Raw genomic sequence first — 26,058 nt, 5'->3', positions numbered from 1 at the left:
TTGGAGGATTCCGTGACCGATATTGCCATCCAAGACACGACCAGCGCGCCGCAGGGCGGCCAGCAGGAGCAGACGGTGCACGAACGGTTGACGGACAGTCTTGCGGCCGCCCGGCTCGGCGGCTCGGAGAAGAACCGGAACAAGATCCTCGAGTCCGGCAAGCTCCTGGTCCGGCAGCGTCTGGCGTTGCTCTTCGACGACGAGGACTACATTGAGGACGGGTTGCTGGCCCGCTTCGAGGAAGGCCTGCCCGGGGATGCCGTGGTGATCGCCTTCGGCCGGGTGGACGGCCGCGAGGTGTGCGTCATAGCCAACGACTTTTCCGTCAAGGCCGGCACGTGGGGCAACCGGACGTTCGAGAAGATCACGATGGCACAGGAGAAGGCCGATGCGGCGGGCATCCCCCTGGTCTACCTCTTCGACTCTGCCGGGGCGCGCATCGACGAGCAGTTCGAGTCCTTCGCCGGCCGGCACGCCTGGGGCAACATTTTTTACAACCAGGTCCAGATCTCCGGACGCGTGCCCCAGGTCTGCGCGCTGTTCGGCCCTTCCCCGGCAGGTTCGGCCTATGTGCCGGCCCTGTGCGACATGACGATCATGGTCCGCGGCCATGCCACGGCCTACCTTGGCTCTCCGCGGCTGGCCGAGATGGTGACCGGGGAGAAAGTCACGCTGGAGGAGATGGGCGGGGCCGAGATGCACTGCACCGTCTCGGGCCTGGGCGACGTGCTGGTGGAGGACGACGCCGAGGCCATCAACGCCATCCGCGTGTGGCTGTCCTTCCTTCCGGCCAACTGGGAAACCCCCGCGCCGATGGCACCGGCCCTAGAGCCGCGGCCGGGCCGTACGCTGCAGGACATCGTTCCGCTCCGGGAAGCGGAAGTCTTCGACATGGAGGAGTTTGTGGAATCCCTCGTGGACGAAGGATCCTGGTTCCCCTACAAGGAACTCTTCGCCCCCGAGATGCTCACCGGTTTCGCACGGATCAACGGCCGCCCGGTGGGGCTGGTGGGCAACCAGCCCAAGCACATGGGCGGGTCGATCTTCCCGGATTCCTCGGACAAGGCGGCCCGGTTTATCTGGATCTGCAACGCCTACAACATCCCGATCGTCTTTTTGGTCGACATCGCCGGCTATATGATCGGCTCCGCGGTCGAACGGCAGGGGATCATCCGCCACGGCGCCAAGATGATCTTCGCCGTGTCCGAGTGCAGGGTCCCGCGCATCACGGTCCTGGTGCGCAAGGCCTACGGCGGCGGGTACCTGGCCATGTCGGGTGCGCCGATGAACCCGGATGCGGTCATTGCCCTGCCCACGGCCCGGCCGGCATTGATGGGCCCGGACGCTGCAGTCAACGGCATCTATTACAACCAGATCCACGAGATCGAGGACCCGGCCGAGCGCAAGGAGTTCATCGCCCGGAAGCATGCCGAGTATGCCGAGGGCATCGACGTCTTCAAGATCGCCAACGCCAATGCGGTGGAGGCGGTGGTCCCCGCCAACGAGTTGCGCGCTGATCTGACGAGGCGGCTGGGCCTCTACAGCAAGCGCAAGATGGTTCCGGTTCAGCGGCGCCAGGCCGTAACGCCGGTCTAGGAGGAGCAATTGCGCCCCTTGCCGCGGGGACTTCCTAAAGCAAGCGTACGTTTCCCCGATACCATGTACTGCAACTACGTATTGCGGAAAGCGAGGCGGCCATGACCCGCGGAGGACAGAACACGGCCCGGTTGATCCGGGAAAAGGCAGCGGAGTTCTTCTTCCAGAAGGGCTACGACGCCACGACACTGCGGGAAGTGGCGGCGGCAGCCGGGCTGAAGGTGGGCAGCCTCTACAATCACATGGCCAGCAAGGAGGACCTCCTGCTGCAAGTGATGGGCGGTGCTATCGACGACCAGATGGAGCTGCAGAAGCTTGCCCTGGCGGCCCCGGGGGATCCTGTGGAAAAGCTGCGGGCGGTGGTGGACTGCCATGTCCGCTTCCATGCCGAGCGCGCCAAGGAAGTCTTCATCGGCAACACCAACCTGAGGGCCCTGCCCGATGGTGCCCGCGAAGAGATCATCGCCAAGCGCAACCACTACGAGCGGGTCATCCAGTCCCTCATCGAGCAAGCCGGTGAGGCGGGGCTGGCGTCAGTGATCGACGCCCGCCTGCACACCTACAGCATCGTGGCCCTGGGCACGAACGTGGCCAGCTGGTACCGGCCGGAGGGGCGCATGACCCTCGATGAGATCGTGGCTGCTTACACGAAGTTCGCCTTGCGGGAACTGCAGGTGTCCGACGCCGACCAGCGGGTGGATGCCGCCCGGGAGCTCGTGGGCGCCAGGGGATAGCAGTCCGCACCGGAAAGGGGCGAGGTGGTCCAACCACCTCGCCCCTTAGTCGTCTCCACCCCCGCTCTTGCATGGGACCCACCTCACACCGTAGACTTACGAGCGAACGCTTGTTAGTTTAGTAATTGCACCGATGCTTTGCCCCTGCACTCCATCGCGGAGGCCGGGCCGGCATACGACTCAGGGAGGTACCGATGCGAACGATCGCAGAGTGGGTCCGGATCCATCACGGACGTCATCCCCGCCAAGAGGCCCTGGTCGGAGTCGACGGACGGCTGACCTACGCGGAACTGGCCGACCGCGCGTGGGGCCTGGGCCGGGGTCTGCGCGACCTGGGTATCCGCCCCGGGGACCGGGTGGGGGCGCTGGCCTCCAACACGGTCTACAACGCCGAGACATTCTTCTCCGTCGCCGTCAGCGGCGGAGTCTACGTCGCCTACAACTGGCGGTGGACGGCCACCGAGCTGGCCGAGGGCATCGCGGAAACCGCAGCGTCGGTGATCTTCGTCGAGGAGCAGTTCCGCGAGGTGCTCGACGAGGCACTGGAAATCCTGGGCCGCACCCAGGAAAGCCTGCCGCGGGTGGTCGCCCAAGGCCAGCAGACGGAGGCATTGCGCACCGGTTCGGGCCCGCTGGCAGACGTAACGTCCCTGGATTCACCGCTGTGCATCGTCTACACCGGAGGCAGCACAGGCAGGCCCAAGGGCGTGGTCCTGTCGCAGCGCGCCGCCGCGGCAAATGCCCTCAACGAAATCGTCGACTGCCAGCTGGGCTCCCGCCCCGGGGAGCGGGGCCTGATCATCACCCCCTTGTTCCACTCCGCGGCGCTGCTGTGCTGGCTGGTCACCCACTTTGTCGCCGGCGCCACCAGCGTGCTGGCCCCCAAGTTCGACGAGGCCACCCTGGTGGACTGGGTCGGACGGGAATCCATCACGAACACGTTCATGATCCCGAACATGTTGCGCAAGATGATGGACCTGGGCGTGTTCCAGGACCCGGTATTCCAGAAGAACCTCAAGGCCGTCCACACCGGTGCCGGGCTGATGCGCATGCCCGATAAGGAACTTTTCGCCCAGATGCTGCCCAACGCGGACCTGTACTTCCGCTACGGCCTCACCGAGGCCGGACCAATGGTCACCAGGCTGGGCCCCGAGGACATGCTCAACCCTGCCGTGGACGGTTCCATCGGCCAGGAGTACTTCCTGGTCGAGACGCAGCTGCAGGACCTGGACGGCAACGCCGTCGCTCCCGGCGAACTCGGGGAGATCTGCGTGCGGGGCCCCTCGGTCATGACCGGCTACTACGGCCAGCCCGAGCAGACCGCCGAGGCGATGCGCGGCGGCTGGCTGCACACCGGGGACCTGGCCTCCCAGGACGAGAGGGGCTACTACTACTTCCGTGACCGCCTGAAAGAGATGATCAAGACCGGCGGGGAGAACGTCTATGCCGCCGAGGTCGAACAGGTCCTGCACCTGCACCCGGCCGTCCTGGAAGCAGCCGTTCTCGGAGTCCCCGATCTGAAGTGGGACGAAGAGGTCCGCGCCGCCGTCGTGCTTCGCAGCGGTGCCCAGGTCACCCAGGCGGATCTCGCCGCCTTCCTGCGCACGAAGCTGGCCGGCTACAAGGTCCCCAAGCGGATGGTCTTCCTGGACCAGGAAGCCTTCCCCCGCTCAGCGGCCGGGAAGCTCGTGAAATCCCAGCTCAAACACAACCTCGGATGGGAAGCATGAAACTCGCAACGGTACGCATTGAGGGCCGCACGTCCGCCGCTGTCGAGGTAAACGGCGCCCTGGCGCTGTTGCCGTTTGCCGACGTCGGGGATTGGCTGCGTGCCGGTTCCCCGGATGTGGGCCAGTACGCCGGCGGTTCAGGCCTTCCGCTGGACGGGGCTGACTTCGCACCGCTGGTCACCGCGCCCGGGAAAATCGTTTGTGTCGGCCTGAACTACCGCGAACACATCCTTGAGATGGGCCGCGAACTGCCGCTCCACCCCACGCTTTTCGCGAAGTTCGCTGACGCGCTGATCGGGGCCAATGATCCCATTGTCCTGCCCCCCGGCTCAGAGGCCGTGGACTGGGAGGCCGAGCTCGCCGTCGTGATCGGCCACCGGGTCTCGCGGGCCACGGAGGAGGAAGCCGCAGCCGCGATCGCCGGGTTCACGGTGGCGAACGACATTTCTGCCCGCGACTTCCAACGCCGGACAACCGAGTGGCTGCAGGGCAAGACCTTCGACGCGACCACTCCGCTGGGCCCGTACCTGCTGACGGCGGACGAGTCCGGCACTGCGCCGGCCCTGGAGATCTCCTGCGTTGTGGACGGCGTCACCAAGCAGAAGGCCGATACCGCGGACCTGGTGTTCGGCCCGGTTGAACTGGTCCGCTACATCTCAGCGGTCACCACGCTCAATCCCGGCGATGTGATCCTCACCGGTACGCCCGGGGGAGTCGGCGACGGTCTCGATCCCAAGGAATTTCTGGCTGAAGGCAGCGTCGTGACTACTTCGATCTCCGGCATCGGCGAATGCCGCAACGTCTGCATCCTGCGCTGATTGCGGCGCCCCTACTTCTAAGGACAACCATGTTCACCAAGATCCTGATCGCCAACCGTGGCGAAATCGCCGTCCGGGTGGCACGCAGTTGCCGTGCGCTGGGCATCGAGTCCGTGGCCGTTTATTCGGCCGCGGACGCCGGCTCCCTGCACGTCCGGGCTGCGGACACCGCCATCGACCTCGGTGAGGGCCCTGCCAGCGAGAACTACCTCAACATCCCCAAGATCATCGAAGCGGCCCTCGCGTCCGGTGCCCAGGCCATCCACCCGGGCTACGGCTTCCTCTCGGAAAACCCGGACTTCGCGGAGGCCATTGCGGCCGCGGGCCTGACGTTCATCGGTCCCTCCGCGCACGCCATCACGACCATGGGCGGGAAGGTCGCCGCCCGAGACGTCGCCATCCGCGTCCAGGTGCCCCTGGCGCCGGGCACGGAAGGAGCCATTGCCAGCGCTGAAGAAGTCGAGGCGTTCGGCGCCGAGCACGGCTACCCGGTTCTGGTAAAGGCCTCGGCGGGCGGCGGCGGACGGGGCATGCGCCGCATCGACTCGGAACCACAGGCCAAGGAAGCCTTTGACGCCGCCGACCGGGAAGCCACCGCGGCGTTCGGCAACGGCGAGGTCTACCTTGAGCGCTACCTCACCCACGCCCGCCACGTGGAGGTCCAGGTCTTCGCCGACACGCACGGAAACGCGGTGTACGTGGGGGACCGCGACTGCTCCGTGCAGCGGCGGCACCAGAAGCTGGTCGAGGAGTCCCCGGCCCCCGGCCTCTCCGACGCACTCCGCCAGGCGATGGGCGAGTCCGCGGTGCGGCTGGCCCGCGAAGTGGGCTACGTCGGAGCCGGAACCGTTGAGTTCCTCGTCGAAGACGAGAAGTTCTACTTCCTGGAAATGAACACCCGGATCCAGGTGGAGCACCCTGTCACCGAAATGGTCCACGGCGTGGACCTCATCGCGGAACAGATCCGGGTCGCGGCGGGAGAGAAGCTTTCCATTTTGGGCAACCTGAAGCCCAAGGGTGCGGCCATCGAGGCCCGCATCAACGCCGAGGACGTGGCCGAGGGCCGTTTTCTCCCCGCACCCGGGCCGGTCAACGTGCTTAACGCACCCGAAGGTGAGGGCCTGCGCTTTGATGCCGGCTACGAGTCCGGTGACACCGTCCTGCCGTTCTACGACAGCCTGATCGGCAAGCTGATCGCCTACGGACCGGACCGTGCAACGGCCATCAAGCGCCTGCTCGACGGCCTGGACCGGCTGCAAATCGAGGGCGTTCCCACCACCGCCCCGGCCGCGAAGATCATAATTTCCCACCCGGACTTCCAGGAAGTCCGTTTCAGCACCCTGTGGCTGGAAGAAACCGTGGACTTCGCCGAAGCCGAGCCCGAGGACCGCGCCAACGTCGAAGTCGGCGGACGCTTCTACATCATTCCCACCTTCAGCGACTACGGCTCCGGCAGCGGCTACGGTTCCGCCGCAACCACCGTGGCCGCGGACTCCCCGGCCGGCGATCCGGCGGCAGCGGTGGGACGGACGCGGCAGGCGCGGGCCAAGCGGGAGGTGCTCAGCGACGGAACCGTCAAGGCACCCATGCAGGGGACCATCGTCAAAATCAACGTGGAACCGGGGCAGAAGGTGGCTAAAGGTGACGTGCTATTTGTCCTCGAGGCTATGAAAATGGAGAATCCCATCCCCGCACCCGTGGCCGGCGTCGTCGGTGACATCACCGCCGGTATCGGCGAATCACTGGCCGCCGGCACCCTGCTGACCAAGGTCACGGCGGAGGCTGCGGCATGAAGCCCTACCGTTCGCTGCTCTTCGTCCCGGGACACAAACGGGACTGGATCGACAAGGCGCTGAACTCGGAGGCCGACGCCGTCATCATCGACCTCGAGGATTCCGTCCCTGCGCAGGACAAGGAACTGGCCCGCGCCAACGCAAGTGACGCCCTCGAGGCCCACGACGGTTCCAAGGGGATCCTGGTCCGTCCTAATGCCCTGGACACGGTGTTCTTTGGCCGCGACGTCGCAGAGGTCACCCACCGGAACCTGACCGCTTTCCTGCTGCCCAAGCTGTTCTCCCGTGATGACGTGGTCCGGTTCGATGCGCTGGTGACGGCGGCGGAAATCGATCATGGCATTGACCGCGGAACCGTCGAATTCATGCCCACGCTGGAGACGGCCGCCTCCATCAGCAAGGTCGACGGAATCCTCACCGGACCCCGTATCGGGGGCGTGATGGCAGCCGCCGCCAAGGACGCGGACGTATCACGGGAGGTCGGCTTCCGCTGGACCGCCGCAGGGATGGAAACGCTGTACCTGCGCAGCAAAGTGGTGGTCGCCGCCCGCACCGCAGGCATCCGCACCATCGTTCTTGGGCTGTGGCAGGAGGTCCGGAACCTGGAAGGGATGCGCACCTTCGCGCAGGACAACAGCGGACTCGGGTACACGGGCCAGGTGCTGATCCATCCCTCCCATGCCCCGATCGCCAACGAGGAATACGGCCTCACCGAGACGTTGAAGGAGTACTTCGAAGGCCTGATCGACGCTTTTGAAGAAGGCCAGCGCAAAGGCCACGGTGCTGTCTCGTACCGAGGCGATCACATTGACCTGGCACATGCCAACTACGCTCGCGAGGTCCTGGCCCTCGCCAAGGCGTAAAGCCTGAGAACCCGCTCTGCCCACAAGCATCTGACTACACACGTCCACACTTAAAGGAGGCCAGCCATGGCCGGAATGTATTTCGAGGACTTCACCATTGGTGACGTCATCAAGCACGACGTCACGCGCACAGTCACCGAGACAGACAACCTGCTGATCACCGCGCTGACCATGAACGTCCAGCCCTTGCACCTGGACGCGGAATTCTCCAAGAAGAGCATGTTCGGGCGCCAGATCGTCAACAGCATCTTCACGCTCGGCCTGGTCACCGGCATTCCGGTTCAGGACACCACGCTGGGGACCACGCTGGGGAACCTCGGCTTCCGGGACATCGAATTCCCCAAACCAGTGTTCTTCGGCGACACCCTGCGCGTGGAGACCGAGGCCCTGGACAAGCGGGAATCGAAGTCACGCCCCGACACCGGCATCGTGGGCATTGAGCACCGAGGCTACAACCAGGATGGCGATCTGGTATGCGTGGTGCGCCGGACGGCACTGATGCTGCGTCGCACCGGCCAGTAGGCCGAAGCGGCTGATTTGGCGGGCGGCGCCCGCAGCTGCTCGACGGCGGCGTGAAGATTGGCAGGCTCGTGACGCCGTCTAAACGAGGCGTCTCACCGTCCGAGGGTGTCTCGAAACCTCTGTGCCTCGAATCCCTAGGGTTTCGAGACGCTTGGGTTCCAGGCATCCTTCAATGAGCATTTCTCAAACAAGCCGGATGCTGAGTCTTAGCCTTTACCCACGGTTGGCACCCTGAACGGTGCGAATCCTGGTTCCATTCGTTCGACGACTAAGTCCGAGAATACGAGCTCAAGATTGTGGCCATTCGTTTGAATACGGGCCTCATGGAATGGAATCCCCAACTGTTCGGTCCAACCACTAGCTTCACTCGACTGACCTAGGAGGGTCATGCCGGGGTCGAGAACCTGGTAATTTACCCCCCACACGTACCCGTTAAGGTCACCTGCAGCGGTGAAAGCCTCGTAGTCTGTCAGGCGCTCGTCCAATGAACGCTTCCAAACAGACGGCGCAACTGCGGACGTCACCGTCGCACGAACACAGTGCGTGAATCTGTACCTAAGGTAATCCGTGCCGATGCCTATAGATGGATCAGCGGTCACCGACACAAACACGTCATAGTCCCGCATGTGTTCAGCGAAGCCATGGAAGGCGATCTCGTCATCAAAGACTTCTTCAAATGCCGCTGACAACTGCTGCTTATTCACACACGCATTGTTACACCCCGGATCCAGCCGACGGTTGCCCATCAAGCTCGGTGTCGCAATACCTACGCGCCTCGAAACGCTAAAGGTTTTCGACACAAGCACTTCTGGAGGTTCTGCCCGCCTCCGTCTCCGGACCATCGTTGACCTGTCCTCGGTGAAGACCGCTGGCCCGTCGGCTCGATCGCAAGCCACGTCACTCCGGGCATCAAAGCATCAGACGATCCCGAGGGTCCCATCGGCGCGCAAGGACCATCCCTCGAACCAATGGCCATCGATGCGCAGACCTAAGGGCTCTCCACTCGCTCAGAATCCTAGCTGTCAACGGCAGGTGTGCGGCGGCAGCCAGATTCCTGCCGAAGTCCGACAGCCCTGCCGCCAAAGCATCGGCCCACTGACTATATTGAGCAAGGTGAGCACACCCAGTGATCTGACGCAGACCCCAGCCTGCGGCCGCCCCAATGTTCCGTGGCTGCGCTATCCGGGAGGGAAGACAGCGTGAGTGGGCAGAACCATGCGAGGGCATTCGGGGCCGACGAGGAATTTCGGCGTCAGATCGATGAGAAAGTACGACGCCAGCATGATCACGCGGTGGCAAACGGTGGGAAGCGCATTCTCGCCCGGACCGTTGAGGGCGGTCTGTACAGCTATCAACATGATGAAATCACCTTGGCAAAACAGGGGTTTTCGGTCGCCGTAGCATCCACTTGGCAAATGCTCGTCTTCTCAGGAGCGATGGCTGCTGTGTCCCTGTTCGGCCTTATCGTGACAGTCTCCGCGGCAATGTCCGACGGCATTTGGGTCAGATTGCTCCTACCTGGCTTCAGCGGGCTCTTCACGTGGCTTCTCTTCCACTGGGGGATACAGAACGTGCGGGCGAGGAATACCCGCAGGGAACGCGGTGTTCCTGAGCCAGTACCGTACAAAGCGCCAGTGTCAATCAATCTTCGAGGGGTCTCGCAACCCTAATCGCGCGGGTCAGCTGATTCCCGTCCCTGTCACCTTATAAGTCTTCCGGTCCTACCCTGACCGGGTTCCGGGTAGGGTACATGTTTCACCGCTGGCAGAGTTCCCCATGGGCCGGGACAACCGCTGCCGGCCCGCCTTATATCGTGGCCGGGTTCTTTTCAGCCGGGACAACGCAATCGACGGAATGCTGATCAGGCCAGGCTCTGAGGCTCGCCGGGGACAGGCAGACGGCTTTTCAAACGCAGGGGGATTTCCAGCGGGCTACTTCGCGTTTTACCCAAGAGTCCAGCAACCCTGTTCGCAGTGTCATTTTCAGAGCCTGACTGCCCCTGACCTTCCCGTGGGTTCGTGGGCGGTACTCCTCTGCACTATTGCAACCAGGCGCCGCCCGACGGCTTAGTGAAGAGGACTTCTGACATTCTGTGCAGACGACTTCTGAAAATGACAAGCTGACGGGCCCACCAACCGCCGAAATCACCAATCTTCACCTCCAAACAACGGACAAAAAAACCGGTGAAATAAGGGCAAAAGCCCTTGTTTTTCATATGAAAAAAGATAGACTTGAGGTAGAAAGTCAACCAGACGAACGCAACCAGAACCCATACGAAACCCAGGACTGAAAATGACTTCCACCCCAGCCGAATACACCATCTACACCAAGCCTGACTGCCCGAACTGCGACAAGACGAAGGCCTACTTCGACCGCAAGGGCATCAGCTACCAGGCGGTGGATATCACCGAAGTGCCAGCGGCGCTGGAATACATACAGGACCTTGGCTACTCTCAGGCGCCTGTCGTCGTGAACAACTCCGACGACCAGGACCACTGGGCAGGCCTGCGCCGGGACAAGCTGGTCCAGGCAGCCATGCACCACAAGGCGGCCTGATGAACACCCCGCAGGAGCGGTTCGCTCTCACGCCCCGCCGCTTCGACCCGGACCGGGACTGGTTCGGGCTCGAAGTCAACCCGTCCGGCCATCGACGTCCCCCTGATCGACCCCTACCTGGTGGAACCTGACCCTGCGGCCCCCTGGTACGACACCGGGCACGAGACCTCCGAAACCGAAGCCACCACACCCAACCACATCCCAAGGAAGGTCCACATCATGGCCGGCGAAACAACCATCACAGTGATCGGAAATCTAACCAGTGACCCCGAGCTCCGTTTTACGCCCTCGGGATCTGCCGTGGCGAACTTCACCGTCGCGTCAACGCCGCGTACCTTTGACCGGCAGTCCAATGAGTGGAAGGACGGGGAGACCCTGTTCCTCCGGGCCTCGGTGTGGCGTGAAGCGGCCGAGAACGTCGCCGAATCCCTCACGAAGGGTATGCGCGTGATCGTTTCCGGCCGCCTGAAGTCCCGTTCGTACGAGACCAAGGAAGGCGAGAAGAGAACCGTGGTGGAGCTCGAGGTAGAGGAGATCGGACCAAGCCTGCGCCACGCCAAGGCGAAAATCAACCGCACCCAACGCGGCACCGGCCCCGGGGGCAACGGCGGCCCCGGGGGCACTGGGTTCGGGAGCCAGGGCGGCGCCACCCAGCCTAGCGGCCCTGGGCCTTCTTCCCCGCAGGATGATCCCTGGGCCACGCAGCCCGGCAGCAACGCAGCCGGCTGGGGCAACGGCCCGGACTCCGAACCGCCGTTCTAAGCTTCACAGTCCGAGTAGTAGGAGTAGTATCGTTACTACTCCTACTACTATCAACAATCCACGAGGTGCTTTTGATGACGTCCAGCGTGAAGGACCGCGTGTATGCCGCGGCCGAGCAGATCAGTGCCGAGCGCCGGCCGACCGTGTCCACGGTCCGCGCGGCCGCCGGGGTGTCCAACGCCGACGCCACCCGGTACCTGAAGGAATGGACCGAGGAAAAACAGGCCGCCGGCGGACAAGTCGCTGCCACCCCCGCGGTCCTGCTGGAGCAGGCGGCCCGCTTGGCCGGGGGCTGCTGGGCCGAAGCATCCGCCCTGGCCGCTGAACGGCATACGGCCGTGGAAGCGGTCTGGGCGCAGGAACGCAAGGACAAGGACCAGGAGATCGCCGAGCTCGTCGCCGACCTGGACCAGGCAAGCGCCGAGAAGGATGCCGCCGCAGCCGCCCATGCCGGGGAAATGGCCCGCGTCGAGGCCCAGCGGGCGGCGCTCGAGCGCCAGCTTGCCGTGATCGGCAAGCAGCTGGAAGACTCCCGGGAAGCCGAGCGGGCCGCCGCCCAGGACGCCGCAGACGCGGGACGCAGACTTGCAACGGCCGAAGTGCGCGCCACCACCCTGGAACAGGTCCACAACGCCCTGCTGCAGCGCGTCTCCCCGGAGACACGGGGCGCGGGGGAGTGAGCAAGGCCAAACCCGAGAGCTTTTCCCCGTACTTCACGACCCCCGACGCGGGCCAGGTCCGGGCAGCCTTCGCGGCCGCCGGCCACCTCGAAGGATACGCCTCCATCTCGGAGCTCATCGAGGCAGCCACGCTCAAGGAAGTCCGCCGGCTCCAGCGCAAATACAACAACGCCAAACCCTGGGAACCCCTGCCCCCGGGAAGCGCCCGCACCGGGCGCCGCTCCAAAGAAGAAGAAGCCCGCCACCGGCAGTAACGCCGACATGCGGTTCCTCCCCGGAACAGCCAACGGACAACTGCCGTGAAATAAACTACCGATCCACCAGGCCCCGGACTGCCGGTCAGGGGATACCGGGTTGGCGCTGCCGTCGGCCCAGCAAAATGGTTGCTGCGAACCCGGCGCCCAGGACGAGGACAGACCCGAACCATCCGAGGCCCAGAAAGGCCATGATCAGCGTGTCCGTGGCCTCGTAAGGAGCGAGGGACTGCCCGGCGACGACGACTCTTCCGGCCGATGAGCGGGCAATCACTGCCATCCGCAGCCCGGGCTCCGGCTGCCAGGTCACAGCGTCCCCACCTGATCTCCGGGCCGTATCGAGCACGCCGGAGGGCACCGCCGGTAGCACTCCGTGGAGAGTAGCCGTTCCCATCTCCGGTTTGTCATCGGTGCCGTACACGATGACAAATACCCCGCTATCGGGGGTCAACTCGACCCGCGGGACCGCCGGAACGGATGTGCCGAGGAGCTGCAGTTGGGCCGCTGCTGCCGCCGCTGGTGCCATATTGGCAGACCTGCGCCCGGATTGCTGGAAGGCGAGGTACAGGCTACCGAAGACGAGCGTCACCACAGCTGCTGCCGCCAGCCATCCGATAGTTCTCCTCATACCGGTCATCATCGGACATGCACCGCCAAGGCGGAAGGGCCGGTCACCGCCGGCCGTGAGCGGGCGGTCCGGTGCGGGCATCACCGTGGCCGTCGATGTTGCGCGTGGCGTTGGAATGAGCGTCAGGCGCAGGCCGAAGCCGTGCCGAATCCCCGGCGGCCGTTGAGGCGCCGCTTCGCTGCAACCCGTGGTTGACCGTGCACCGGGCCCGGTGACACACTCCCCGGTCACTGATAGGCTTACCTATATAGGAGGTTTGGACATGACGATCACCACCAGCCCCGAAGCTGCACTTGTCAATGCCAGGCGGGCCCGGGCACGCCGGGAACTGGGCGGCCTGGATTACATCAGGGCCGTTCGTTCCGCGGTGCAGGCCGGCGCCGGGCAGCGCGAGATTGCCCGCGCCCTGGGTATCGCCCAGCCCTCCGTCAGTCAGTTGCTGGCGCAGGCGGACGCCAGGGGAGTGAAGCCGATCCCGGAAGGGTTCAGCGGAGCCAGTCCCTACGAAATTGCGGAGCGCTACGCGGCCGGCGACATTGACCGGGTAACGATGATCCGGGAACTGTCCGCGTGGCCCTACGTAAAGAACGAAGGACTGGCCGCAGCCCAGGAAGAGTGGGAATCCACGCCTTACCCGGACACCCCCGGCTCCTTTGAAGAAGTCGGCCAGGCTTTCGACGAGGGCCTCATCGACGGCGAGGCCTACGACCTTATTCTGGACGCCTCGGACGAGGTTCCCGCATCCGAATGACTACGCTGTAGGGCGTGACTAGCGAAGAACAGGCCGCAGTACACCGCGCCCATCTGGAGCGGCTGGGCGCAGACGGCGGGCCCCTCACGGCCCATAGTCCGCATGCCACGAGCCAGAACCCTCAATGGTTCAACGTGCGCCGGGGAGCCCCGTTGGAGGTCCGCCGGCAGCTCCACACGGAGATCCTGACACGTTTCACCGACACCCACCCCGAGGTGCGCAGGGACAAGAAGGCAATCGTCCTGGCCGGCCCTCCCGGTGCCGGCAAATCCACGGCGCAGCATGCTCTCATCAAGGACACGCGGACACGGCCCGAACACTGGCTGGCGATCAACGCAGACGACTTCAAGGACGAGCTGTTGGAACAGGCCCGTCAGGACGGAAGCTATGACAGCTACCTGGTCCCGGATGAAGTGCGCGAGCTGGACGCGGCAGGGGAGAAGTTCTATCCCGGCGAGCTGGCGGCCCTGGTCCACAACGAGTCCTCCATCCTTTCGAAGAAGGCCACCAACGAGGCCCTCAAGCGCGGCGATAACGTGATCATCGACGGCACCCTGGGCAACGAGAAGCAAGCCAGGATGCTGCTGGATAAACTCACCGCCGCAGGCTATGACGTGATGGTGGCCGACGTCGAAACAACCCAGGCCGTCAGCGAGGCCCGCACCCTGGGCCGCTGGGAACGCGGCTATCTCGATGCAGAGAACGGCACCGCGAAAGACCCGCTTGACGCCAAGCTGGGCGGCCGCTGGGTGCCCCAGTCATTCCCTGGCTCGTTGTTCACCGCGCCGGAAGACACGGAGTCCAGGTGCGCAGCAAACGCGGCCGCCGTCGCGGCTGACTATGGATGCGTCCGCGAGTACGTGGTGTACCGCGTGGCCGACCAACATTCCGGCCCCGTGCTGGAATCCAAGCAGGGCCGTACAAAGCCGGCCGGGCCGTTGGTTGACGGTGAGACTTTGGCGGCGGTCAGGACGGCGGCATCTGCTCGTGCTGTACCGGCGAAAGGCCGGCATTCATCAGGCCCGGATTTCGGCCGGTAGTGCGTGCAATCAAGGATTTTCCCGCGAGTCGTTTCTTCCTCGTTTTCCCGTGTGAACCTTGTGTAGGGTAGGGAAATCACGCCGACGGGCCTCGTCCCCGACACGCGCGAGCGAGGCGTCAAATGGGAGGCGGATATTGGAACCCATAGCGGTCGAAGGCGGCAAAGGTACCGTGGAACTTAGGTCCGACGGGATAATCCACCTTGTCTGGAACGACAGAGTCAACATCGAGGCTGTCGACGCCCATGCGGCAATGGCTGCCGTCAATGAGGCCGGCAGGGGCTCGGAATACCCGATGCTGGTCGACATGGCGACGACGGAGTCCGTGCACCGTCATGCCCGTGCTGTTTTCTCTATCCCTTGTGCGGCCTCCCGGATCGCCTTGCTTGGGACCAGCCCTGTTGACCGGGTTCTGGCAAACTTCTTTCTTGGTGTCCACATCCCGCCATGTCCCACCCGCTTCTTCACGTCCAGGGACGATGCACTGGTCTGGCTGATGCAGGACCTGGCCGAATGACCCGGGCCTGAGCATAGGCAAATGCTACGCCCGCCCACGCACCCGGGGATTGGGTGCAGGCATGCTCCCCGGCGGCGCTTTCAGCACGCGCGGACATCTCCGGAGCTCTCGCAGTGGCCGGCCGTCAAGAGTTGGCCCGCGCCCTGACCTGCCAAAACGAGTACACGGTACTCGTGCAATAGCGCCGCGCCGGGTGTTGACTTGAATCGGAATCAGTGTGGACCGGCCCGCCAACCGTTGGCCGGTTATCTGACGGGCCGGCGACGAAGAGAGCGTCCAGTTCCTGGAGCCTGAGCTCTCGACCCCCAGACGTCGCCGGCCCCTATCGCGCCCTTGAATCGCCGCTCCACAGCTGGAGCGAAGCGCCAATTTCCCGGGCGCATCGCGCCGCTGCAGAGAAGTACCCGGCGAGGATCCTCAGTTCTATTCAGTCTTCGGAAGGCTCGTCTGCGCCTTCTTGCGCCTGGACGTCTTCTTCGTAGGCGTATGGCCATTGGCGGCGCACCGCGAACTCGTCCCAGCCACCCTGCAGGCGGTTGTGCGCCCGATTTGCCAGGATCTCGAGGGACCGCACAATTTCCCCGGGCGGGAGCTCGGGCCTGCCGGCGAAGTACCCCAGCAATATATTCACGGCCGTCGCTTCCTGCGGTGTCATTCGAGCCATACGGCAACCGTAGAACGCGCGGACCGGCTCAGGAAGCCTTCGTGGCCCAGTTCGACCTTTTCATCGACCGCCCGCTAGCCCATCGGCTTACGCGCGGCGAGGTGACAGTCAATGCTGCAATAAAATGCCGCCATTTAGCGCTGAGATTCATACCCGTGAGGTTGTGAACCGATAGCCTCGAAGCGTGCTCCGCGCGCGGATGCGGCAGCAGCCGCAATCGATCGGGTCGGTGTACCGTCAGGAACAAGTCCCCGCGGCGCTGGACATCACGTACCAGGGTCTTCGTCGCACCCAGGGGAGACTCAGCGACTTGTTTGAGGAGAGATGACAACAGTGGGAATCACCCCAGGCGCCTTGGTCGCAGTCTTTGTCACCCTGTTCGTGGTCTTTGTCGCGCTGTACGTCGTCCGCCGAAGGAAGTGACCACTCGGCGGCCAAGCCCCTCAGCCCGCGGACACAGCCTCACGGGGAAGAACAGCTAAGGAAGCTGACTATCCGGAAATTCACTACCGACAGTTTGACCGCGATGGCGGGGTCCTCGCTGTCGTGGTCGAGATCGCTGCGAACTCGTTCTCTTTCTGGGCTCAATGGAGCGTCGAGTGCCCGGTGAAGGATCCCTCACCGGACACTCCATTCCGCTCCTGCAGCATTGCAGTGCACGAGGGCGGAAACTGCAGGTGCGCCTGAATGTACTTCTGGAATGGTCGACCTAGTCCGTTCTTAGCAACATCTCCCGCAACCCGTCGATCTCGGCCGCGAGTTGCTCAGAAGGGTAGGACTTTGATTTCTGAGGGAGATACTCACGGACTAGCCGCGCCGTCTCCGGAAGCACGCTGGCCAGCCAAGTACGAACGGCTGCCGCAGTATTCAATCCCTTGGGGACTGAATGCCAGACAATAAAGCGTCGCTGCTTGCGCCCGACCATGGCGGCTTGAACGCCGGTGAACTCGGGCTCTCTGTTTAGGTGCCATGAGCGAAATGCAATGTCGACGACGTAATCCTGGTCCGACTGGCGAGGGGCGAAGTTCGCCACCTGCTTTCGAACCTCCTCGAGCGCCAAGCGCGGCGGACCCCAATCTTCAACGATGCCGCCCGTACTTATAGCCATGTAGCAATTATGTCTCCCAAAAAGAGGCCCTTCTGAAAGCGGTGGAACGACGCGCCCACCCCGTGCCCGCATGCCCCCTGGCCGGGACCAAGAACGATTGAGCCAGTCAGTCTTGGATCAGACCGTCATGCCGGTCCTGCTTGGGCACGCACATGACTGATGCCCGTAAGGCGGTGGCCCACCGGACGCTCCAAGCGCCCGATTGGGGATCCCCTTACGTGCCCTCGGATTGTCCGCGCTTCCTTATGGAACTGTAAATGTCGTCAATCGAAGCTTCGTTTAACAGCCATTCCGGGCTGAGAACCACACCCACGGTCCAGTGATCACCGGCTCGCGGACCGAATCAGACGCGGCCTACCGGCACCGGGTCACAGCTGAGGGTGACGGGCTTACGGCGTACCCCTGGGCTGACGGTTCCTGGTCCTGAGCGGTATCCAGATCGCCGCTGCCAAGACCATAAGTAGAATCGCAATCGGCAGCAGAATCGAAACAAGAGTGACGTTGCCGGAGGCTCCGGCCACGGCGGCGACACAGCCGAGAACGATTCCGACCAGGACGAGGACAAGGCTGAAACGCTTCCAGACCTTGGCATCACGGTTGCCAAGAGCCGCCATCTGAGCCGCCATCGTAAACTTGGCCGTCGCTTCCGATTCAAACAGCTGGGCGCCAATTCCACCCACGATAACCGGAAAAAGCGGCAGGGCCGGATTGCCGCCCGGACGGTCGATGATGAGGGTGACAACGGTCAGGGTGGCGAAAACGACGGTGACGCCAATGAGCAGGATGTATTTCCACCGGCGGTGGGACCGTACAAGCCGGCCCGTCCTAGTCTTACCGATAAGAACCAGGAAACCTAAGATAATCAGAATTCCGGACGCTATGCTGAGCAAGATTCCGGGCGATGCCACCGGTACCTGGCTCCAAACCATGACCAAGGAAATGATGGCAAGGGCAATGACCAGCAATCCGTCCGCGACCCGGAGCCTCGTCTCAACCCTTTCGGAAGCCATACGCCAATTGCATTCCCCAACCCTCTTGGTGTCAATCGTGAACCGACATGAATCGCCCTCGCGTGTAGTGAGCCCATGGTCGCACGGAGAAGATGGACTGCCTCGGTCGGGTCTCACGCACCCCAGGTGTCCGGTCAAGGTTCGCCAAAGGAAACACCGACCCCAGAATGTAAGCAGCCGAATCGATATTGAGGGTTCCTTCCTAGCTGCTGTTACCGGTGACCTGCCGATCGCCTATTGAGCCGATTTGAACGTAGCCAAGCAGGGTGAGGTGCTGCGCGGTGCAGGGTTCGCTGGTGCTTGGGCCGGTTACTGTGATCGTGATGCTGGAGTCGGACTCCGTGAGCCGGACTTTTTCCGGGGTGGTGCAACCTGCTGAGGAAGCAGACAGGTAGATCCGGTTCTCTTGATGGTCCACCCGGACAAGATGCCAGGGCACGGTCGCGGCCGGGCCTGTGGCGTGGTCCACTGCAAGCTCCCTGTAGTCGGGCGTAATCGTCGCTATCCCCGACTGGGTGGGATAACTCATGCTTGGAGGTGCTTCGCTGCCCTGGGGTAGTCCCGGCTGCACTGCGCACGCCGCCAATGAAGCCGCAGACAACACCGCCGAAACGACTAAGCAAGACCACTGCTTCCGCTTGATGCTTCGATTCCGCCCCATGAATGCACCCTACTTCGCAGGAACCGTGGCGAGCACACACCTCCCATGGTGAAACGTCCGGTTAAGGTTCGGCTAACGGGCACCAAGGGTACGGTGATCGATGGCGAAACGGGCTGCGGCCATGTTCGAACTTCTACGTTTCTCAAGCCGCGAGCGGATTCCAGCCCCGGACAGATACGGGCATGGCGAGCATTGGCGGACCTCCGCTGCTATGTACCCTGCCCGAAACCGAACAGCCTCGGAACCGGCACTCTCGCAATCGGAATAAACGCGCTCAACGTTCTTCAATTGGCCCTTGTGAGTGTAGTTGTTGATTGATACATTATGTGTCAATTAGTTGATACATATGGAGGTCGCGGTGCAGCAGTGGGTCATTATCCTTCTGGAGTTGTCACCGCTGATCCTGGGTGGCGTTGTGGCAGTCGGAATCTGGCTGGCGACGCGGCGACACGGCACCTCGCTTCGCGGCCGGGCCGGTGTTCTCGCTGCCATCGGCGGTCTGGTGCCCGTGGTCGTCAGTTGCCTGTACTCGGTCCTGGGAGTCACACCGCAGCTGCTCGCACCGATGGGGCTGGACGTGGGTATGGCTGTTCAGAAGGCCCAATTCGTCACGCCATTGGCTGCCGGGATCATCGCGTTGGTCATGCTCTGTGTCCCCGGCCGCCGCAATCCTTCCGTGTCAGCCGCAGGCATCGCCCGCAGGACGGCGTTCACTTTCCTGTCGGCAGGCTGGACGGTCGCCCTGATGGCGATGGTTGTTGTCACGGTCGCCCTCTCGCTCGCGGCAGGGCTGGCATCTGTCCCGGACCAGGCCGGCAACTATGCCCTGTTCCGTTTCCAGATCGGCACGATGGGAGCTGGGTCCACGATCTACGGTTGGTACTACTCGATTCCGGCGATGTTCCTGCTGATGATGCTGATCGGCACCGCGTGGGCAGGCCTGGCACTGGTTGCCCGCCCTCCGCTGGGAGATGCCAGAGAACAGGACGCTGCCGTCCGCCGCACCCAGAGCCGCAACATCGCCGCGCTCACCACGGGCGCTGTCGCCTTCCACCTCGCCGCGATCCTCGGCTCACTCGCAGGCACAGCCTCGGTCCGAGTTTCATTCCCTACTAACACCGCCGGAGTGGTCACAGCGGGTTCCCCGTTCGCCGCACTGGGCTCCTTCCTCTACGCCAGCAGCTTCGTGGCCACGTGCCTCGGCGCGGCGCTCTGCCTCGGCGTTGCACTCACGGCCGTTCCCAGGACCGCCCGGGCCCGGCAGCACACCGTCAAGACCGCGCCATGATCATCACCCTTTCCACGACCGGCGGAACGCCGGCAGAACAGATCCACGACCAGATCCGCGGCCTCATCACCACCAGGGCACTCGCCGCAAACGAACGCCTCCCATCAGTCCGACAGCTCGCCGCCGATCTCCGAGTCGCCCCCGGCACCGTCGCCAAGGTCTACAAGCAACTCGAAGAAGAACAACTCGTTGAAACTCGAATCGGAGCCGGCACACGGGTCAGCCCACACGCCACCGCCATTTCCAAAGACGTCGCTCGAGCAGCCCGGAAGCTCATCGACACATGCAAGCGTGACAACCTCGAACTCAGCGAAGTCCTCCAGGTCATCCGTGCCACCTGGTAACCGCCGATGCTATGCACGCTAAAGGATCCTTTACGGGGCACCGAAGGATGCCGGGCGACGGTGGAAACCTGAAGCTGCGGCGGAGATACTGTGGACTCCATGGGAACTACAGGGCGCGGAAGCGTGACAGCAGCGGATGTCATCGCGGAGAAGGAACGTCTACTTCGCGAAGACCCAGAGTATCGTGCCAAATTCGAACGCGTGGAAGCCGATCGAGCTCAGCGTATTGCGGTGCTCCGAGCTGCCGCACAGCCTGTGATCCGCGATCTGGCGGCGATCGGTATTGAAGTAGGTTCCCTCTGGGATCTGTACAAAGTTCCTGATTCGCGCCCGGCTGCGTTTCCCGTTCTGCTCACACACATCACCCGCGACTACCCCGACGGGGTTCTTGAGAGCATTGGCCGAGGGTTCTGCCATAAGTCGGCGCGCGCATGGTGGCCCGAACTCAAGGAAATCTACCTGGAGACCAAGATCCCTGTGGTCCGAGACGTTCTTGCCGCAGCCCTGAGCGGCTGCGCGGCGAAAGATCAGTATGAAGATCTACTCTCGTTCGTCAACACAGCAAGACTCGGTTCGACACGAATCTACTTCCTTCGTCCTCTGAACCGGATTGGAAACCGGATGCAAGCAGGTACAGGCCGAGCTGTCGTTCAGTCGTTTTCTGAGGACTCGGTGCTCGGCAAGGAAGCTACGGCAATCCTCAAGGGCCGCAGCAGGAACCAGTAGCAGGACGCGGCGCCCCGTAAGCCGGTCCTCTATCGGGCGCTATAGCACCTACGGACTGTCTGCGCGGTTTGTGACTTCCGGTGGTAAATGGCGGCTTTTTCACGGCGCTATTTGGCGCATGGTGCAGCCCGGTAGGGGGGTCGTCATACGGGCACAAGCTGGAGGGCTTGTGAACAATTCACCCCCCGCGGAGGCTGGTCGCTTCGTCCTTGAGGGTTTGGATCACAGCTCGATATTCAGTCGTAAGATCGCCGAATGCCGGCGCTCTTTCCGCTCGCGGAGCTTCAATCACAGCTTCGCATTGACGAATCGCCTGAATCAGCCCATCCGTGGCGCCCTGGCAACTCGCCAGCATCGCCAACTCGCTTCGAAGCTTTGACCTGCCTAGGAGGTTATGAGGCGCCGAGTCGGCGAGCCCAGCCTCCTGCTTGACCACGCTTTGATAACACCCTTTGAGCTCATCCAGCTCCACCTGTAGGGCATTGGCCCGGGCCAAGTCTCCCCCTGCGCGAGCCCGCGCCTTCTGCCAGAGCCAACTACGAATACGGCCCAAAAGGACTTTCAGCCAGGTGATTGGCGCGATGTGCATGCAGTCAGACTAGACGGCTCGCTCAATCCAGCTCCGGTGCAACGCCGGCGTCAAGTTCAACGCGCGCCCGTGTAAAGCGGCCGTTAGCCGATCGGTTCGCGGGCACGACTGCCGCGATGCTTCTGCTGGATAGAGGCCACCAAGCGCAAAGAGGACCGCGAGGGCAATGTATGGCCCACGTTGCGTGGGCGGCCCAGCAAGTGCAGCTAGTAACCAGCAGACAGTCATGACGACAAATCCGAGAAGAGTTACCTTCAATCCCGGCCGGTTCATGCTTGGAGCATAGCGGCCAGTCCCAAGCGTCACTGTAGATGAGCGGATTTATTCAGACGCAGCTTCTGGTCGCGTCGTCCGGTTCGGGATCCCTCACCGTGCACATTGTTATAACCACTAGTGGAGACGAACGGTGAGGGACCGGCTTACGGACACATCCCAAGATGACGTTTCTCAAGCTGCCATGCTTTCTTCTGCGCCTGACTGATAAGTTCACAACTAACGTTTTGATGGGTTTTTGACGAGGGGCGGAGCAACCATGGAACCGGGCCCCAAAAACCTGTTGGAGCTCAGAGGGGCGGGCGAAGCCCAGCCCTCGTGGTTCCTGGACTTTGTCCAGCCGCAGATCGGCGGCGGGAGATTTGATCCGGGACACCTGTCACAAATCGAGGGACACCCTGGTGCGACCTCCCTTCGTATCAGCGGGCTGGACCAGGCCGCGTTTGAGCGACTGGTCTCCAGCTACGGAAGACAGTTCACAGCGATTGAATTCTGGAAGTGCCCCAGAATTGAGGACCTTACCCCGATTGAGGACCTGTCAGGGCTCCGGATGGTCTCGTTCTATTGGAATCAGCGGTCCACGCGACTATGGAACCTTTCGCGTACGCCGCATCTGAATGCACTGCGGGTAGAGGACTTCACCCGTTTCCACCGGCTGGATGACCTTTTGGCCGGGCACGCACTGAAGGAACTCATCCTCGGTGACGCGGTATGGGACAAGAGCACTTTCGAGACGCTGGAGCCCCTGGCCTCGCTGCCGGGATTATTGAGTCTAAGCCTGCTTCCGAAGCGCATCGACGATGGTCGGATCCAGCCGCTTGGCACACTTACCAACCTCGAAAACTTACGGATACCATTCAACCTGTTCACAACAGAGCAGCTCGCTTGGCTCCGAGCACGGTTGCCTGAAACGGTGGAATCGAAAGCATTGAATGCCCTTCTTCCACTGACGACACCCTTCGACGTGGACGGCAAGCCGCGCGACGTTCTCCTGATTGGGAAGCGTAAGCCCTGGCTCAACTCCGAACAGGATGCGGCAAGAATTTACAAGCACGTTTCCAGGTTCGATCAACTAGTTGCCAGCTTTCGACGCGACCCAAGCCTCGAGCCGGAGTGACCAATCGCAGAAAGCCCGGCCGCTATCGAAGTTCCTGACGGCCGAATTTCCTGTCGAATACGCACGGTGAAGGATCCTTCACCGGGCACTCAACGCTCCATCGAGCCCAGAAAGAGAACGAGTTCGCGGCGATTACGACCACGACAGCGAGGACCCCGCTATCGTGGTCAAACTGTCGGTAGTGAATTCCCGGATAATCAGCTTCCTTAGCTTTTCTTCCCCGTGCGGTTGTGAGGGGCTTGGCCGCCGAGTGATCACTTCCTTCGGCGGATGACGTACAGAGCGACAAAGACCACGAACAGGGTGACAAAGACTGCGACCAGGACGCCTGGGGTGATTCCCACTGTTGTCATCTTCCTCAAACAAGTCGCTGAGTCTCCCCGGCGTGCGACGAAGAGTCTGGTACGTGATGTCCGGCGCCGTGGGGACTTGTTCCTGACGGTACACCGACCCTATCGATCGCGGCTGCTGCCGCATCCGCGCGCGGAGCACGTTTCGAGGCTACCGCGTTCACAACCTCAAGGGTATGGCGGCATTTTATTGCAGCACTGACTGTCACCTCGCCGCGCGTAAGCCGATCGCTGTGCGTACAGCGCAGTAAGCCGTCTTGCGAGGAGCGACAGTTTGGGTTGGACCCGTGTGACTACGACATCAAACTCGACGGTATCGAACCGATATATTTGTCGAACGCTTGAGGACTCCTCATGGTCACATAGGGAAGCCGGGTCAACCGCGGGTATGTAGTCGCCCGGAGGTGGTTCAGGGCGCACACGGCCGCCTCTCTAACGTACCGGCTGCGCCGTTGGCCCTGGCGGAACATACCGAAGAAGATGACCAGCAGGGCGAAAATCACGAAGCACGCTCGGAAGGCAACGGGCAGCGTCACCCATGCTGATTTCTGGCTCATGAGTGGGATCATGCTCCACACGAAAATGACAGCACAGCTGCCCAGCTGAACGAAGCGTGCTCGCTGGGCTTGAACCATCTTCGCTGCGGCGGCCTCGCCCACTCGGGGACTCCACACCGCTCTGACCGTTTCAGCCATTTTCATTTTCAGACCTTTTAATTGTCAGCGCTGGATACAGCGCGCCCCGCGCTGTCCAGCGAACGTATTCGGAGAATGAGGGCGACCAATCCCCCCCATGAAGACGATCGAGTGGGCGATGACCATTCCGGCCACGGGATTGGCCAAACCTCGGGGAGCGTGCCGCAAAGTTCATCCGCAGTTTCACGGGGGTCATTTGTGGAGGGGTTTGGTCAGGTTGAGGCTGATGGTCTGGCCTGGGGCCAACTCCCCGGAGGGCAGGTCGGTGAAGGTGTACCAGACGCGGCCTGTGCCGGTGAGCGGGCGGTTCGCCCATTCCAGATCGGGCATTCCGAAACGGAAGGAGATCTGGCGTTCGGTGTCCCCGGGTGCGGTGGTGTAGGTCTGAGGGATCCCGTCGGCGTCGGCGGTGAAGGTGCCTTGGGCGCCGTCGATCTTGAGCTCTCCGGGTATGAGGCTCACCTTGGTCCCCGCGGGGATGGGCCGATCCACGTTCAGGGACGGGTTGTACTGCAGCAACTGCTCGGTGGTGCACCGGAATTTGTAGCCGATGCTGTCGAACGAGTCGCCGTCGACGGTGGTGTAGAAGATGGTCTGGCCGGATGAATTGTTGAGGGTTTTTCCTTGACCGGATCTGCTGTCGACGGGATTCTTCTGCAGCTGGATGTGGTTCCCGGCACGGACAAAGTAGGTGTTGCCCTTCTCGTACACGTACGGGACTTTGTTCGCTTCGGCCAGCTGCTCGCCGGTGATTCCAAACCGGTAGGTGATCCCGTCAAGGGTGTCACCGGATTCAATGGTGTAACTCGTGGGGATGCCGTTTTCGTTGACGGTAGCCGTCCCCTTCGCGCCCGTGATCGGACCTGGAACCGGGATCAGTCGAAGCTTCGTGTTGGGTGCCAACGCGCTCCCGGGCTGAAGCCCATTGAATTCAGCGAGTTTCGCCTCGGTGAGGTGGAAGGATGCGGCCACCGCTGCAACTGTGTCTCCGGAGACGGTGGTGTAGTAATCCACGTTTCCAAATGAATCGGCAACCGTCTGCCCGGCCAGGGAAGACGTCCCCTGGTTGGATGGTTTCGCCATCGCGGTGGCCTGTGTGGCGGTCGGAGCCGCAGCCATGTTGACCGAACCCACTCCTAAACTCGAGGCGACGAGTACGCAGGCCGCGACCGCAGCTGCCGCAAGCCCGGCAGCGGCGATACGTCCCCAATGACGTTTGGCCGGTGTGCGGTGGAAGTCGTGGACGGATCCGCCGACGGCGATGTGGGTGACGTCGGAATTCAGGAAGGACAGAGACCGATCGCGGCTGCGGTCCAGTTCGTCCTCGGTGATCAGGAGCGCAGGATCGGCGGCTGAAAGCAGGTCGGCGGCAGACTGGTCCTGACTCATTCTGTTGCTCCTTCTGACACTGTCTGTTTCTGAAGTATCCGGCCTAGTTCCTTGCGGGCCCGGTGCAGACGCATTCGCACCGCAGTCGCCGTGGTGTTGAGGAGCTGGGACACTTCGACGGCGGTCAGTCCGTCCCAGTACGTCAGCAGTAACACCTCCCGCTCCTTCGAGTCCAAATGGTCGATGCCATCCAGGACGGCGGATCCCTCCGCAGGTGTTCCATAGACGCGCTCCAACCGCAAAGCTCCGATGAGCCCGGCAGACCGGGATACGGACCTGTCATGGTTTCGGAGTACGTTCTTGGCGATGCCGAAAAGGACGATTGCCGAGAGGTCATCGCCGTGTGCGGACTTCTCCCAGACGATCCTGAAGACCTCAGCGCACAGGTCCTCCGCGGTAGCGGCGCCGTCCGTCCGGCGCCGAAAATAGCGATAGATACGGTCATGGGCCGCCGCGTGAGCGGCCAGGAACCGTTCTTCCCTCTCCAAATCCACCCGTTCCCCCATTGTCTGCAAGCTCATGCCCTGTTAATGTCCGGCAGCCAACAAACTGTAACGAGAATTTCGAAAACTTTGTAACGGCGAAAACTAATTTGGCGGA

At 62.7% G+C, this 26,058-nt stretch carries 29 protein-coding genes; 19 read left to right on the top strand and 10 right to left on the bottom strand.

Annotated features, from left to right (window positions below; genetic code table 11):
- The first annotated feature begins 12 nt into the window (after nt 1–12).
- The 7 genes from AB4074_RS06385 (at nt 13) to AB4074_RS06355 (ending at nt 8,056) form a co-directional block, all read left to right on the top strand.
- Complete coding sequence (locus AB4074_RS06385; RefSeq protein WP_441412611.1) at nt 13–1,596, top strand: acyl-CoA carboxylase subunit beta; 1,584 nt, start codon at nt 13–15, stop codon at nt 1,594–1,596.
- 101 nt (nt 1,597–1,697) lie between these two features.
- Nucleotides 1,698–2,330, top strand: coding sequence for a TetR/AcrR family transcriptional regulator (locus AB4074_RS06380; protein WP_441412610.1), 633 nt, complete (start codon nt 1,698–1,700; stop codon nt 2,328–2,330).
- Nucleotides 2,331–2,524: 194 nt separating this feature from the next.
- Nucleotides 2,525–4,060 (top strand): class I adenylate-forming enzyme family protein, encoded by a 1,536-nt coding sequence (locus tag AB4074_RS06375; RefSeq protein ID WP_441412609.1) that lies wholly within the window; start codon nt 2,525–2,527, stop codon nt 4,058–4,060.
- The gene (locus AB4074_RS06370) at nt 4,057–4,878 is read left to right on the top strand and encodes a fumarylacetoacetate hydrolase family protein (RefSeq protein ID WP_441412608.1); all 822 of its coding nucleotides are present in this window, start codon (nt 4,057–4,059) and stop codon (nt 4,876–4,878) included. The genes AB4074_RS06375 and AB4074_RS06370 overlap by 4 nt, the downstream gene beginning before the upstream one ends.
- Before the next feature lie 29 nt (nt 4,879–4,907).
- Nucleotides 4,908–6,671, top strand: coding sequence for an acetyl-CoA carboxylase biotin carboxylase subunit (locus tag AB4074_RS06365; protein ID WP_441412607.1), 1,764 nt, complete (start codon nt 4,908–4,910; stop codon nt 6,669–6,671).
- Complete coding sequence (locus AB4074_RS06360) at nt 6,668–7,534, top strand: HpcH/HpaI aldolase/citrate lyase family protein (RefSeq protein WP_441412606.1); 867 nt, start codon at nt 6,668–6,670, stop codon at nt 7,532–7,534. Before AB4074_RS06365 ends, AB4074_RS06360 begins: the two co-directional genes overlap by 4 nt.
- A gap of 66 nt (nt 7,535–7,600) precedes the next feature.
- A complete protein-coding gene (locus AB4074_RS06355; RefSeq protein WP_441412605.1) occupies nt 7,601–8,056 on the top strand; it encodes a MaoC family dehydratase in 456 nt (151 codons plus the stop codon).
- A gap of 206 nt (nt 8,057–8,262) precedes the next feature.
- On the opposite strand, the gene AB4074_RS06350 is transcribed toward AB4074_RS06355, so the two are convergent.
- Nucleotides 8,263–8,760 carry a YxiG-like protein gene (locus AB4074_RS06350; RefSeq protein ID WP_441412604.1) on the bottom strand — a complete coding sequence of 166 codons (498 nt, stop codon included), beginning with the start codon at nt 8,758–8,760 and terminating at the stop codon, nt 8,263–8,265.
- Between the two features lie 474 nt (nt 8,761–9,234).
- Nucleotides 9,235–9,414 carry a hypothetical protein gene (locus AB4074_RS06345; protein WP_441412603.1) on the bottom strand — a complete coding sequence of 60 codons (180 nt, stop codon included), beginning with the start codon at nt 9,412–9,414 and terminating at the stop codon, nt 9,235–9,237.
- Between the two features lie 734 nt (nt 9,415–10,148).
- Between AB4074_RS06345 and AB4074_RS06340 the strand changes: the two genes are divergently transcribed.
- The 5 genes from AB4074_RS06340 (at nt 10,149) to AB4074_RS06320 (ending at nt 12,308) form a co-directional block, all read left to right on the top strand.
- Entirely contained in the window at nt 10,149–10,346 is a 198-nt protein-coding gene (locus tag AB4074_RS06340) for a hypothetical protein (RefSeq protein WP_441412602.1), read from the top strand.
- Between the two features lie 2 nt (nt 10,347–10,348).
- Nucleotides 10,349–10,612, top strand: coding sequence for a glutaredoxin family protein (locus AB4074_RS06335; protein ID WP_441412601.1), 264 nt, complete (start codon nt 10,349–10,351; stop codon nt 10,610–10,612).
- 219 nt (nt 10,613–10,831) lie between these two features.
- Nucleotides 10,832–11,374: a single-stranded DNA-binding protein gene (locus AB4074_RS06330; protein ID WP_441412630.1), complete on the top strand. Its 543-nt coding sequence runs from the start codon at nt 10,832–10,834 to the stop codon at nt 11,372–11,374.
- 74 nt (nt 11,375–11,448) lie between these two features.
- Nucleotides 11,449–12,054, top strand: coding sequence for a DNA-binding protein (locus AB4074_RS06325; protein WP_441412600.1), 606 nt, complete (start codon nt 11,449–11,451; stop codon nt 12,052–12,054).
- Nucleotides 12,051–12,308: a ParB family protein gene (locus AB4074_RS06320; RefSeq protein WP_441412599.1), complete on the top strand. Its 258-nt coding sequence runs from the start codon at nt 12,051–12,053 to the stop codon at nt 12,306–12,308. Before AB4074_RS06325 ends, AB4074_RS06320 begins: the two co-directional genes overlap by 4 nt.
- 85 nt (nt 12,309–12,393) lie before the next feature.
- Here the strand turns inward: AB4074_RS06320 and AB4074_RS06315 are convergent, their stop codons facing one another.
- Nucleotides 12,394–12,936, bottom strand: coding sequence for a hypothetical protein (locus AB4074_RS06315; RefSeq protein WP_441412598.1), 543 nt, complete (start codon nt 12,934–12,936; stop codon nt 12,394–12,396).
- Nucleotides 12,937–13,198: 262 nt separating this feature from the next.
- Here AB4074_RS06315 and AB4074_RS06310 point away from each other — a divergent pair, with 262 nt between their 5' ends.
- The 3 genes from AB4074_RS06310 to AB4074_RS06300 all read left to right on the top strand — a co-directional run bounded on the left by AB4074_RS06310 (nt 13,199) and on the right by AB4074_RS06300 (nt 15,244).
- Nucleotides 13,199–13,687, top strand: coding sequence for a hypothetical protein (locus tag AB4074_RS06310; protein ID WP_441412597.1), 489 nt, complete (start codon nt 13,199–13,201; stop codon nt 13,685–13,687).
- A gap of 14 nt (nt 13,688–13,701) precedes the next feature.
- A complete protein-coding gene (locus AB4074_RS06305; RefSeq protein WP_441412596.1) occupies nt 13,702–14,727 on the top strand; it encodes a zeta toxin family protein in 1,026 nt (341 codons plus the stop codon).
- Between the two features lie 136 nt (nt 14,728–14,863).
- Nucleotides 14,864–15,244 carry a DUF7793 family protein gene (locus tag AB4074_RS06300; protein ID WP_441412595.1) on the top strand — a complete coding sequence of 127 codons (381 nt, stop codon included), beginning with the start codon at nt 14,864–14,866 and terminating at the stop codon, nt 15,242–15,244.
- 427 nt (nt 15,245–15,671) lie between these two features.
- Here AB4074_RS06300 and AB4074_RS06295 read toward each other — a convergent pair whose 3' ends face one another.
- The 4 genes from AB4074_RS06295 to AB4074_RS06280 form a co-directional block, all read right to left on the bottom strand.
- Nucleotides 15,672–15,908, bottom strand: a complete 237-nt coding sequence (locus AB4074_RS06295; protein WP_345447647.1) for a hypothetical protein — start codon at nt 15,906–15,908, stop codon at nt 15,672–15,674.
- A gap of 709 nt (nt 15,909–16,617) precedes the next feature.
- Nucleotides 16,618–17,016, bottom strand: a complete 399-nt coding sequence (locus tag AB4074_RS06290) for a hypothetical protein (RefSeq protein ID WP_441412594.1) — start codon at nt 17,014–17,016, stop codon at nt 16,618–16,620.
- 389 nt (nt 17,017–17,405) lie between these two features.
- Nucleotides 17,406–18,026 carry a hypothetical protein gene (locus AB4074_RS06285; protein WP_441412593.1) on the bottom strand — a complete coding sequence of 207 codons (621 nt, stop codon included), beginning with the start codon at nt 18,024–18,026 and terminating at the stop codon, nt 17,406–17,408.
- A 202-nt stretch (nt 18,027–18,228) separates the two neighbouring features.
- Nucleotides 18,229–18,555, bottom strand: coding sequence for a hypothetical protein (locus AB4074_RS06280; protein ID WP_441412592.1), 327 nt, complete (start codon nt 18,553–18,555; stop codon nt 18,229–18,231).
- A 490-nt stretch (nt 18,556–19,045) separates the two neighbouring features.
- Between AB4074_RS06280 and AB4074_RS06275 the strand changes: the two genes are divergently transcribed.
- From AB4074_RS06275 to AB4074_RS06260, 4 genes are all read left to right on the top strand, one after another.
- Nucleotides 19,046–19,975: a hypothetical protein gene (locus AB4074_RS06275; protein WP_441412591.1), complete on the top strand. Its 930-nt coding sequence runs from the start codon at nt 19,046–19,048 to the stop codon at nt 19,973–19,975.
- Nucleotides 19,972–20,319 carry a GntR family transcriptional regulator gene (locus AB4074_RS06270; protein ID WP_441412590.1) on the top strand — a complete coding sequence of 116 codons (348 nt, stop codon included), beginning with the start codon at nt 19,972–19,974 and terminating at the stop codon, nt 20,317–20,319. Before AB4074_RS06275 ends, AB4074_RS06270 begins: the two co-directional genes overlap by 4 nt.
- A gap of 123 nt (nt 20,320–20,442) precedes the next feature.
- Nucleotides 20,443–21,045: a hypothetical protein gene (locus AB4074_RS06265; RefSeq protein ID WP_441412589.1), complete on the top strand. Its 603-nt coding sequence runs from the start codon at nt 20,443–20,445 to the stop codon at nt 21,043–21,045.
- 1,121 nt (nt 21,046–22,166) lie between these two features.
- On the top strand, nt 22,167–23,024 hold the full coding sequence (locus AB4074_RS06260; protein ID WP_441412588.1) for a hypothetical protein: 858 nt from the start codon (nt 22,167–22,169) through the stop codon (nt 23,022–23,024).
- 643 nt (nt 23,025–23,667) lie between these two features.
- On the opposite strand, the gene AB4074_RS06255 is transcribed toward AB4074_RS06260, so the two are convergent.
- From AB4074_RS06255 to AB4074_RS06245, 3 genes are all read right to left on the bottom strand, one after another.
- Nucleotides 23,668–23,931, bottom strand: coding sequence for a hypothetical protein (locus tag AB4074_RS06255; protein WP_441412587.1), 264 nt, complete (start codon nt 23,929–23,931; stop codon nt 23,668–23,670).
- Between the two features lie 330 nt (nt 23,932–24,261).
- Nucleotides 24,262–25,458, bottom strand: coding sequence for a LysM peptidoglycan-binding domain-containing protein (locus AB4074_RS06250; RefSeq protein WP_441412586.1), 1,197 nt, complete (start codon nt 25,456–25,458; stop codon nt 24,262–24,264).
- Entirely contained in the window at nt 25,455–25,979 is a 525-nt protein-coding gene (locus AB4074_RS06245) for an RNA polymerase sigma factor (RefSeq protein ID WP_441412585.1), read from the bottom strand. Before AB4074_RS06245 ends, AB4074_RS06250 begins: the two co-directional genes overlap by 4 nt.
- Nucleotides 25,980–26,058 lie beyond the last annotated feature (79 nt).

Source organism: Arthrobacter sp. 2MCAF14, from assembly GCF_052115645.1.
Classification (GTDB): Bacteria; Actinomycetota; Actinomycetes; order Actinomycetales; family Micrococcaceae; genus Arthrobacter.
Note: the sequence above shows the minus strand (reverse complement) of the source record. Positions and strands in the feature narration are given on the sequence as shown.